Source organism: Amycolatopsis sp. NPDC051128 (assembly GCF_040682715.1).
Lineage (GTDB): Bacteria > Actinomycetota > Actinomycetes > Mycobacteriales > Pseudonocardiaceae > Amycolatopsis.
The window spans coordinates 38,159-48,280 of record NZ_JBFBBN010000023.1 but is presented as its reverse complement, the minus strand read 5'-3'; the positions used below and the strand labels follow the sequence as shown (position 1 = coordinate 48,280).

Here is a 10,122-nt window from a genome sequence, read left to right as displayed (position 1 = left end):
GCACCGAACGCCACATTGGGTGCGCTCGACGCACCGAACGCCACATTGGGTGCACTGGACGCACCGAACGCCACATTGGGTGCACTGGACGCACCCAACGCCACATTGGGTGCGCTCGACGCACCGAACGCCACATTGGGGCGTTACGCACCCGCGTCCCGCCGCGTTCCCGTGGTCACCAGGCGATGCGCAGCTGCGAAGGCCCGCGCACGATCACGCCGTATTCCCATTTGACGCCCTCACGCCCGTCCGCGAACCGCATTTCCGGGAACCGCTCGAGGATCGCCTTCAACGCTTCCTGCAGTTCCAGCCTGGCCAGCTGCGCACCGATGCAGTGGTGCGGGCCGTGCCCGAACGCCATGTGCGGGTTGGGGCTGCGCGTCAGGTCGATGCGGTCCGGGTCGGCGAACACCTCCGGGTCGCGGTTGGCCGCGTGCAGCGCCGGCAGCACCGGGTCGCCCGCGCGCACCACGACGTCGCCGAAGCGAATGTCCTCGGTGGCGTAGCGCGCGAACATCGCGGCGGTGTTGATCGGCACGTACCGCAGCAGCTCCTCGATCGCCGTCGGCATGAGGTTCGGGTCGGCTCGCAGCTGCGCCAGCAGCTCGGGATTCGTCAGGAGCGTGAAGACGAAGCTGGGCAGCGCCGTGGAAACCGTCTCCACCCCGCCGGTCAGCAGGCCGGCGCCGGCGATCGCGATCAGCTCCTGCTCGGTCAGCTTGTCGCCGGCGTCGCGGGCGTAGACGAGCGCGCCGAGCAGGTCGTCGGTCGGCTCCTCACGCCGCTGGGCCACCAGCCCGGCCACGTAGTCGTCCAGCTTGTCGCCGTAGACGTCGAGCACATCGCTCTTCGCGGTCGCGTCGCCGACCAGGGCCTGGGTCCACTCGCTGAAGATCGAGTGGTCCTCCTTCGGCACCCCGAGCAGGTCGCAGATCACCGTGACCGGCAGCGGCCGCGCGAGTTCCCCGACGAGATCGGCGCTGTCCCCGTGCGCCTGCATGTCGTCGAGCAGCCGGTTCACCAGGTCCCGCACGCCGTCGCGCATCTGCTCCAGCCGGCGGGCCGTGAACGCCTTCGCCACCAGGCGGCGCAGCCGGGAGTGGTCCGGCGGGTCCATGCCCATGATGCCGTCGCCCATCTGCTGGCGGCGCATCCGCGGCTGGTCGAGGCCCTGCGCGAGCTCCCGGCTGAACCGCTGGTCGGTCACCACGAGCTTGACGTCGGCGTACTTCGTGGCCAGCCAAGCCGGTTCGCCGAAGGGCATCTGCACCCGGCTCATCGGCTCTTCCCGCTGCAGAACGTGGTACTGCTCGGAAACGGAGATCTCGTGCATGTCGAACGGGTACGCGCGGACTGTCCGGCGTGTACTCATCACGACTCGCCCCCAATCGCGGTCATCGGTTGCTCCAGTGCCTCGGTGTCGTAGGTGTGCTGGACGTGGGAAAGCGCCGACATCAACGTCGACGAGGTGATCCGGGCCGCGTGGTGGTGCTCCACCACGCGGCGCAGCGGCAGCGACCCGAGCTCCGACCAGCCGAGCCGGCCCGCCGGGTCGAGGTAGCTGCGCGCCTGCCCGGCGTTGTCCGGGTGCAGGCAGTACGGGACGTCGAGCAGGCCGCGCTTGAACGCGACCACGATCGCGCGGCCCAGGTCGGCGTGGCTGTTCAGCACGGCGTCGACGAGGGCGTACGCCTCGCGGTAGACCTGGTTGTCACCGTCCACGGTGACCTTGCCGGTGACCGCCTTCGCCGTCGCGGCGGCGTGTTCCAGCGCCGCGATGTTCTCCGCGACGGTCGGGATCCGGTGCGCCTCGGCGGTGGTCTTGACGATCAGCCGTTCCGAACCGGTGGTCACCGCCAGCTCGGCGGCCTTCCCGAGCAGGCCGCGCGCGCCACCCGGGGTCCGTGGGAACAGTCCCATGTAGGCGTAGATCACGACGTGCCAGGTGGCGTCGGGCAGCAGCTCGGCGCACAGCCGCCGCAGCGCGGAGACCGCCTCCTGGTCCTGCGCCATGTTCGTCTGCTGCGCGTAGCTCACCGAAATGCTGCGCACGCCCTTGCGGTAGAAGAACAGCGCCTCCAGCACCGACAGCGCCACCAGCTCGCCCGGCGGGCAGAGCTGGCCCATCATGCAGCCGCCGAACGTCTCCAGGTGCGGCCGCCCGCCCGGGTGCTCGGCGTCCAGCAGCAGGTCGCAGCAGTGCGCCCAGTTGCGCACGGACTCGTCGAGCGGCGTGCGGCTGTAGGGCAGGCAGTAGGACACCGGACCGCCCTCGGTGGCGTGCAGGCCGGCCGCGATCATCGCGCGGAAGATGTCCGCGGGCCGGGCCGAGCCGTGCCGCACCTGCACCGGGAAGTCCGGGCCTTCGAGCCCGTCGAGCATCTCGCGCGTGACCTCGGGCGGATGGTTGACGATCGGGTAGCCGTTGAGACCGATCCCGTTGCGCAGCGCGTGCGCCACGGACTCGGTGTCACAGACGCGGGTGTAGCTGTCGAGCGTGACGGTGCCGACGGTGGCGGCGTCCGCGCCCTTCGTCGCGGCCAGCCCGGCGCGCATGGCGACGGGGTCGGCGAAGCCCATCCGTGGCTGCACGACGAGCTCGCCGGCGGCGTGCCGTCGCGCGACGAACTCCTCGAAGCTCATGCCGCCTCCGCGGGAAGACGTACGTCGGCGGTACTCACGCCTCCACCTGAGTCACACCGGCGGACAGCGTCGCGGCGAACCGGCGGAACGACGCCGCGCCCTGCTGGTCGTCGAACACCGCGTCGAACCCGGCGAGCAGCAGTTCCGCGGTTTCGTCCTCGGTCAGTGCCCCGCCGACGCCGAGCTTGCCGCCGATCACCACCGTGAGCGCGCGCAGTTCGGGGATGGCGCGCAGCCGCTGGATCACGCGCAGGCCGTCCTGGTAGCCGTGGCCGTTGACGCTGCTCAGCACGAGCATCGCCGGGCGGCGGCTCAGGCACTCCGACTCCAGCAGCTCGTCCGGCACGCACGCCCCGAGGTTCACCACGTCGAAGCCGAGCTCGCCGACGAGGAGCTCGAGGAAGACCAGGTTCCAGGTGTGCGAGTCCGAGGCCATGCTGCTGACGATCACCGGCCGCCGGTGCGGCTCGGTGACGACTCCCCCGGCGTAGGCGTGCAGTTCCTCGGTCATGGCGAGACCTCGTAAGCGCGCTGGTAGTCCAACCGGGACACGGAGATGATCTCGTCGCCGCGCACCACGACCTCCGTCGGCGCGGGACGGCCGAGGAAGCTGATCAGGCTGGCGGTGACGCCGTAGGCGCCGACGTTCGGCACCGTGACGACGTCGCCGGGAGCCAGTGCGGGCAGCTCGGCCACCTTGGCGAGCGAGTCACCGGGAGTACACAGTGGACCGACCAGGCTGCCCTTCTCGGTGCCGGCCTCCTCGATGCCGACCGCCGCGGGGAGCAGCCGGCCGATCCCGGACAGCCCGCCGACGACGTTGATCCCGGCGTCGAGGATGACGAACCGGCTGCCGCGGCTTTCCTTGACGTTCACCACGCCCGCCAGCAGCGAACCGCAGCTGCCGGACAGGTAGCGGCCCGACTCGCAGGCCAGCTCGATCTCGCCGGACCGCCACTCGGGCAGGTGCAGGTCGAGCAGGGCCTCGAGCCCCGCCCGGAGCTTCGGGTAAGCGGTGCGCGGGCCCGGCACCGCGTACGGCGAGGAGAAACCGCCACCGATGTCCAGGATCTCCAGCGGCAGCCCGACTTCCCGGCGCAGCTGCGCGGCCGACCGGAGGACGAACTCGTACTCGCCGAGGAGGCTGGCCTCGTCCTGGGCGTTGCTCATGGTGAAGAAGTGCGCGCCGACGACACGGGCGCCGGGCACCGCCTTCAGCGCGGGCATGATTTCGGGCAGCGTCTCGGCGTCGATGCCGAACTGCGACGGGCGGCCCATCATCCGGATGCCGGTGCCCCCGCTGCTCGCGGTGGTGTTCACGCGCAGCAGCACGGACACGGTGGCGTCGTTCTTCTCCGCGGCGGCGCCGACGTGCTGGAGGTCGGTCAGCGACTCGACGGAGAACAGCCGGACCCCGGCGGCGATCGCGTGCTCCAGCTCCTCGTCGGTCTTGCCGGGACCGGTGTAGAGGATCCCGGCCGGGTCGAACCCGGCGGTCAGCGCGTTGACCAGCTCGCCGGTGGAGCTGATCTCCGCGCGGCACCCACGGCCGCGCAGCTCGCGGCCGATCTCGGGGTGGGGGTTGGACTTCAGCGCGTAGAACAGCTGGAAGCCTTCGGGCAGCATGCCGAACAGCTGGTCGCATGACTCGGCGACCACGTCGAGGTCGTAGACGTAGGCGGGCGTGCCGAACTTCTCGGCGAGATCGGTGTACCTGCTCATTTGCGAGCCCCCTCCACCAGCAGTGCGAGTTCCTTCGTGGCGTTCTTGCCGTGCGCCGTGAGCGGGAACTCGGCGACGACGTGGCACAGGGACGGGACCTTCTGCGGCTCCAGCCGTTTGGCGAGCTCCCGCAGCACCGTCGTGGGCGCCAGGTCGGTCTCGACGCAGATGGCGAGGTCCCGCACCTCGCTCGGCGGGATCGCGCCCGCCGCGCGGACGCCGGGGATGTCCATCGCGGCGGCCTCGATCTCCAAAGTGGACATCCGGATGCCCTTGCGCTTGAACATGTCGTCGCGGCGGCCCTCGAAGTAGAGGTAGCCGTCGGCGTCGAGCCGGCCGTAGTCGCCGGTGTGCAGACGCAGCTCGCCGGTCGCCTCGTCGCGGCGGAAGGCGCGGGCGGAGATCTCGGGCGCCCGCCAGTAGCCGGGCATGACGTGCGGCCCGGCGGCGACGATCTCGCCGATGTCCCCGGCCGGCAGCTCGGTCCCGTCCGCGGCGAGGATCAGCACGGACGTGCCCGGCAGCGGCAGCCCGGACGAACCGGGGCGCTCGGTGTCCTCGTCCGGCGGCATGATCGTGATCCGCTTGCACTCGGTCTGGCCGAACTGGCGGACGACCTTGGCGCCGGGGAAGGCGGCGCGCAGCTTGGCGATCGTGGCGTCGGGCAGGGCGGCGCCGGTGTTGGTGAACAGGCGCACCGGCGCGGGCGGCTCGGCGTCGCGCCCGGCGAGGGTGGCGATCATGGTGGCGAGCGACGGGACGATCGGCACGACGGTGGCGCCGACCTCGCGCATCCGCCCCAGCAGCCGCAGGTCCGACTCGGCGTCGGCGAGCACGATCTCGCTGCGGCCGAGCGTGGCCATCAGCACCTTGTAGAGGCCGTAGTCCCAGGACATCGGGAACCGGCAGAACACGACGTCGTCGCGGCGGTAGCCGAGGACGGCCTGGATCGCGCCGGTGGCGAAGGTGACCTGGCGGTGCGGGCCGATCACGCCCTTCGGCGCGGCGGTGCTGCCGGAGGTGTAGACGAGGACGGCGATGTCGTCTTCGCCGACGTCGGCCACTTCCGCCCGTTCTCCGACGGCGTCGGTGACCTCGCTCCAAAAAGGACCGAACTCCCCGGCCGTGAGCACCAGCACCGGCTCGGCGTTGGCCACCACGGAGTCGAAGTGGAACCGCTTCATGGCCGGGTTGATCGGCACGAACACCGCCCCGCGGCGCGAAGTGCCGTAGAACAGCGCGACCAGCGCACGATCGGTGGGCAGCTGCACGACCACCCGGTCCGCGTGCCCCACGCCGCGCCGCGCGAGCACCACGGCCACGGCATGGCTCCACGCGTCGAGCTCGGCGTAGGTCCAGACACCGGAGCGGTCGCGGACCGCCGACGCCCCTGGCGCGTCGGCCGCCGCCGCGTCGAGCAGAGAATGGACCAGAGAATCGTTCACGACTGCCACTCCGTAGGGACTCGAAGGATCACGGGCCGGCGTGGAAGACACACCTGGAGACGTTTCGAAAGCTAGCCGCGCCGACCTGCGGATCCACACCCCTAACGGCCCCTAACCCCCGCCGCCCGGCCGGCTCCGGGCAACGGAACGGCCGTGAATGGCACATTGAGGGACTCTATGTCCCTCAATGAGCCATTCACGGCCGTGGGCGAGCAGGTTTCTCAGCCGACCGGGGCCGGGGCCAGTAGCTCGGCCGCGCGGGCAGCCAGGGTCTTGCGGTCGATCTTGCGGTTGGAGTTGAGCGGGAACTCGTCGACGTGCCGGTAGTGCCGTGGGATCACGCCTTCCGGCAACACCGCCCGCAGCGCGCGCACCATCTCCAGCACCGGCCGTTCCCCTCCCGTGTAGAAGACGAACAGCTCGGTCCCCGCCTCCCCCGCCACGCCCAGCGCCACCGCGTCCTGGACGCCGCAGTCGCGCAGCGCGTGCTCGACCTCCGTCAGCTCGATGCGCCAGCCCAGCACCTGCACCTGGGAGTCCAGCCGCCCGAGGTAGGCGAGGCCGGCGTCACCGAGGCGGCGGCAGCGGTCGCCCGTGCGGTAGAAGCGCTTGCCGTCGCGGTCCAGGAACCGCCCCTGCTCGTCGGCCGGGTCGAGGTAGCCCGGGGTCATCTGCGGCCCCGCGATGCAGAGCTCACCCTCGTCGGGGTCCGGAACGTCGCCGGCGCCCAGCAGGACGTGGTCGTGGCCCGCGTGCACCGCGCCGATCGGCACCACGCCGTTCACCGCGACGCGGGGAGTTTCGACGTCGTCCCAGCGGTACCCCGACACCGTCACCGTCAGTTCGGTCGGGCCGTAGAGGTTCTCCACGATCGACGAACCGGCCGCGGCCCGCCAGTCGGCCGTGTCGCGGACGGTCAGCGCCTCTCCCGCGAAGAAGCTCCACCGCAGCCCCGGCAGCGCGCCCGGGGTCAGGCCTCCGGTGCGCCGGACGAGGTCGATGGCGCTCGGCGTGGAGAACCACACGGTGAGCCCGCGCTCGGCCGCGAACCGCGGCAGGTTCCGGTACGCCCCGCCCGGCAGCACGACCGCCGGCGCCCCGGCGCCCCACGCGCAGAACAGGTCGAACATCGCGCAGTCGAAGTTCAGGTCGAACGTCTGCGAGAACACGTCGTCCGGCGTGAAGTCGTACCGCGCGTCGAGCAGGCCGAAGTAGTGGTCGACGGCGGCGTGCCCGATCCGCACGCCCTTGGGTCGCCCGGTCGAGCCCGACGTGAACAGCACGTACGCGGTGTCCGACGCGGGTGTGGACACCGGCGCGGCCAGCGCCTGCGAGGCCCGCGGCCGCACCACCGACGGCTGGTCGCCGCAGTCCGGCGCGAGCACGGTGACCTGCCGCCCGCCGAGCACCTCCGGCAGCAGGGCGAGGCCGCGCGCGTCGGCGACGATCGCGTCGACGCCCGCGGCCTCGACCATCTGGCCGGTCCGCGCCGCCGGGAAGTCCGGGCGCAGCGGCACGATCGTGGCGCCCGCGTACAGACCGGCCAATATCCCCGCGTAGGCGGTGACACCCTTACCCGCCAGCACCCCTACGGTGCGGGCGCCGGCCTCGGCGAGCGCGCCACCCCACAGCAGGGCCAGCTCGTGCAGCCGGGGGTAGCTCAGCGCTTGGTCGCCCACGTGGACGGCCACCCCGCCGCCGGAAAGTTCGAGGCCGCGCAGGAACCGCGTGTGCGGCCCGCCGGTGAGACCCGTGTCCATCGTCGTCCTCCATGGTCGGCCCGCTTGGGCCGGATTGACAAATAGGGGTGCCGATACGTCGATCCGGGAGGGCGACGCGCGGTAGAGTCCGAAACCGAACCGGGCGGTCGGTTTCCTCTCGGTAGATCCCAACCTAGCGATCCGGAGTAGCCATGTGGGACAGCACTTTCGACGAGACGCTTCGCTCGTACCTTCCTTTCCTGCCCGCCGAGGAGGCGCTGACCGCCGAGACCCCGCTCCGGGACTACGGGCTCGACTCGCTCGCGACCGTGGAACTGCTCTCCGTGCTGGAGCAGAACTACAACGTCCGGTTCGAGGACGACGCCCTGAACCTGGAGACGTTCGAGAACCCCGGCCGGCTGTGGAACACGCTGGCCGCGCTGCAGCCGGCTAGCTGACGCGCGACGGTCCTGCGCCACGACGGCGGGGCTGCAGGGCCATGCGCGGGTTCACCGTGACCACCTCGAAGCGGCTCGTGGTGGCCCGGACGCGCCCGAACAGCGTGTCCGGCCCGGCCACCCAGAGCTTGCGGACCCCGAGCTGTTCCAGCGACGACACGACATGCGGCCACCGCAGCGGCTTGACGATGCTGTCGAGCAACATCGTGCGCACCTGTTCACCGGTGCGCAGGACCGAGCCGTCCTGGTCGGCGACGATGGGCAGGAGCGGGTCGTGGAAGGTCAGGTCGCCGATCACCTCGTCCTCCGCCTTGCGGCGCAGCGCACCGAACGCGCGCGAATGCAGCGGCGGCCGCATGGTGTAGAGGGAGAGCCCGCCGATGCCGCGCACCGTCTTCTTGAGCCAGTCGAGGTTCCGCTCGCGCAGGGAGACCATGAAGAAGTCGTGGTCGATGTAGCACGAGATGTCGAACCATTCGCCGCGCCCCTCCAGGTCGGTGAGGGCGTCGGTGAGCTTTTCCTCCGGGGTGCGGACGAACGAGTGGGTCACCACGTCCGTGTATTCGGTGGCGAAGAACTCGGTCAGGCAGCGAGCGAGCTCCGCGGTCATCCACACGGCGTCGGGGAAGGTCAGGGAACCGGCGTACACGCTGGCCGGTTTCTCGCCGAAGCTCGGCCCGGTGCAGTAGTCGGGGCTCATGCCGTACTCCTGCTCGGCCCATTCGGCGAGCGCGACGCAGGTGAGCATGAACCCGACCTGGGCGTACTCGGAGTAGTCGCCCTCGGTCTCGCGGAAGCGGTCGATCAGCGAGTAGCCGAGCCGCTCCTTGGCCGCCGCGATGAGCGGGCGGGCGAACGGGTTGACAAGGAGGAACTTGCCGAAGTCGGCGAAGCGACAGGGGCTCATTCCGGGGAAGACGACCGCCGATCCCGGCCGGATGGCTTCATCCATGGCTGGCGACCCTTCTCTCGGCGACCCGGCTCGCGGGCGCGGTGGGGTGGATGTCCTGCAGGAAACCGAGCAGGATCTCGCGGAACCGTTCGGGCTCCTCGAGGTGCGGGACATGGCTGGAGTTCTCGAGAATCTCCCAGCGCACGTCGTGGATCCGGTCGAAGTACGGCTGGACGGTCGCCGGGGTGGCCTCGTCGTGCCGGCCCGAAATGAGCAGGGTGGGCACTTCGATGTCGTCGAGGACGTCGATCACCGAGTAGTCCTTGAGCGTGCCGGAGACGGTGAACTCGCTCGGGCCGTTCATCGTCGTGTAGACGGTGTTGTCGTCGGCCATCTCCATGAACGAGGCCAGGTAGTCGGCCGGCCATGGCAGCACGCGGCAGACGTGCCGGTCGTAGAACACGCGCATGAGATCGAAGTACTCCGGCGAATCGGTGGTGGCGGCGGCTTCGTGCGCTCTCAGCTGGTCGTCGACGCCGGGTGGCAGCTGGGCACGCAGCACGTCCATCTCCTGCCGCCACAGCGGGTAGGACGCCGGCGAGTTCGCGATCACCAGACCGCGCAGGCCGTCGGGACGCTGCGCGGCGTGCCGCGCGACGACCAGACCGCCCCATGACTGTCCGAACAGGACGTAGTTGTCTTCGACGCCCAGCCGGTGCACCAGGTTGTCCAGCTCGTCGCCGAACAGCTCCGGCGTCCAGAAGTCCGCGCCCTTGCCGGACAGGCGCGTCGAACCACCGCTGCCGAGCTGGTCGTAGTGCACCACCGGCCACCCGTGCTCGGCGAGCGAGCAGAGGCTCAGCAGGTAGTCGTGCGTGCTTCCCGGCCCGCCGTGCACCACGACGACGGCGGGCAGTTCTCCGCCGGCGTCGCCGGTGACCCGGTACCAGGTGCGGTATCCGCCGAAGGAGACCCAGCCTTTCCTGGTGGGTGTCACGGCCATGCTCATCACCTCGTTCCCCTCGCGTCCGGCTTCTGCGCGGCCGGAACCACCTTCATGTCTAGCCGTTGCGGGAGCGCTGTCACCAGCCCCTAAGGGGCGTCTAAAGCGGATCCAAATGCCACTGACCTCCCTACTGTGCCGACCGTTACTAATCCGACCACAGTCACGGCCGAATGACTTCGTAGCAACGGTTACGTGCCGCGTCGGGGTCGGCCTACTTTTGGCCGGATCAGTAACGCACCGACGTGCCCACGGGGAA

9 protein-coding genes are annotated in these 10,122 nt (G+C 70.5%); 1 reads left to right on the top strand and 8 read right to left on the bottom strand.

Annotation, left to right across the window (positions count from 1 at the left end; translation table 11 throughout):
• Nucleotides 1–175: 175 nt before the first annotated feature.
• From AB0M82_RS23460 to AB0M82_RS23435, 6 genes are all read right to left on the bottom strand, one after another.
• Nucleotides 176–1,372, bottom strand: coding sequence for a cytochrome P450 (locus AB0M82_RS23460; protein WP_364725397.1), 1,197 nt, complete (start codon nucleotides 1,370–1,372; stop codon nucleotides 176–178).
• Nucleotides 1,372–2,643: a methylaspartate mutase gene (locus tag AB0M82_RS23455; RefSeq protein WP_364725394.1), complete on the bottom strand. Its 1,272-nt coding sequence runs from the start codon at nucleotides 2,641–2,643 to the stop codon at nucleotides 1,372–1,374. The genes AB0M82_RS23460 and AB0M82_RS23455 overlap by 1 nt, the downstream gene beginning before the upstream one ends.
• Nucleotides 2,644–2,677: 34 nt before the next feature.
• The gene (locus AB0M82_RS23450) at nucleotides 2,678–3,154 is read right to left on the bottom strand and encodes a cobalamin-dependent protein (protein ID WP_364725391.1); all 477 of its coding nucleotides are present in this window, start codon (nucleotides 3,152–3,154) and stop codon (nucleotides 2,678–2,680) included.
• A complete protein-coding gene (locus AB0M82_RS23445) occupies nucleotides 3,151–4,365 on the bottom strand; it encodes a type III PLP-dependent enzyme (protein WP_364725389.1) in 1,215 nt (404 codons plus the stop codon). Before AB0M82_RS23445 ends, AB0M82_RS23450 begins: the two co-directional genes overlap by 4 nt.
• Complete coding sequence (locus AB0M82_RS23440; RefSeq protein WP_364725386.1) at nucleotides 4,362–5,810, bottom strand: AMP-binding protein; 1,449 nt, start codon at nucleotides 5,808–5,810, stop codon at nucleotides 4,362–4,364. Before AB0M82_RS23440 ends, AB0M82_RS23445 begins: the two co-directional genes overlap by 4 nt.
• 221 nt (nucleotides 5,811–6,031) lie before the next feature.
• Complete coding sequence (locus AB0M82_RS23435) at nucleotides 6,032–7,570, bottom strand: AMP-binding protein (protein ID WP_364725383.1); 1,539 nt, start codon at nucleotides 7,568–7,570, stop codon at nucleotides 6,032–6,034.
• A gap of 152 nt (nucleotides 7,571–7,722) precedes the next feature.
• Between AB0M82_RS23435 and AB0M82_RS23430 the strand changes: the two genes are divergently transcribed.
• Entirely contained in the window at nucleotides 7,723–7,968 is a 246-nt protein-coding gene (locus AB0M82_RS23430; RefSeq protein ID WP_364725381.1) for an acyl carrier protein, read from the top strand.
• On the opposite strand, the gene AB0M82_RS23425 is transcribed toward AB0M82_RS23430, so the two are convergent.
• Both AB0M82_RS23425 and AB0M82_RS23420 read right to left on the bottom strand, forming a co-directional pair.
• Nucleotides 7,961–8,920, bottom strand: a complete 960-nt coding sequence (locus tag AB0M82_RS23425; RefSeq protein WP_364725378.1) for an ACP S-malonyltransferase — start codon at nucleotides 8,918–8,920, stop codon at nucleotides 7,961–7,963. The two genes, AB0M82_RS23430 and AB0M82_RS23425, sit on opposite strands and share 8 nt — an antisense overlap.
• On the bottom strand, nucleotides 8,913–9,863 hold the full coding sequence (locus tag AB0M82_RS23420) for a proline iminopeptidase-family hydrolase (RefSeq protein WP_364725375.1): 951 nt from the start codon (nucleotides 9,861–9,863) through the stop codon (nucleotides 8,913–8,915). The genes AB0M82_RS23425 and AB0M82_RS23420 overlap by 8 nt, the downstream gene beginning before the upstream one ends.
• Between the last annotated feature and the right edge of the window lie 259 nt (nucleotides 9,864–10,122).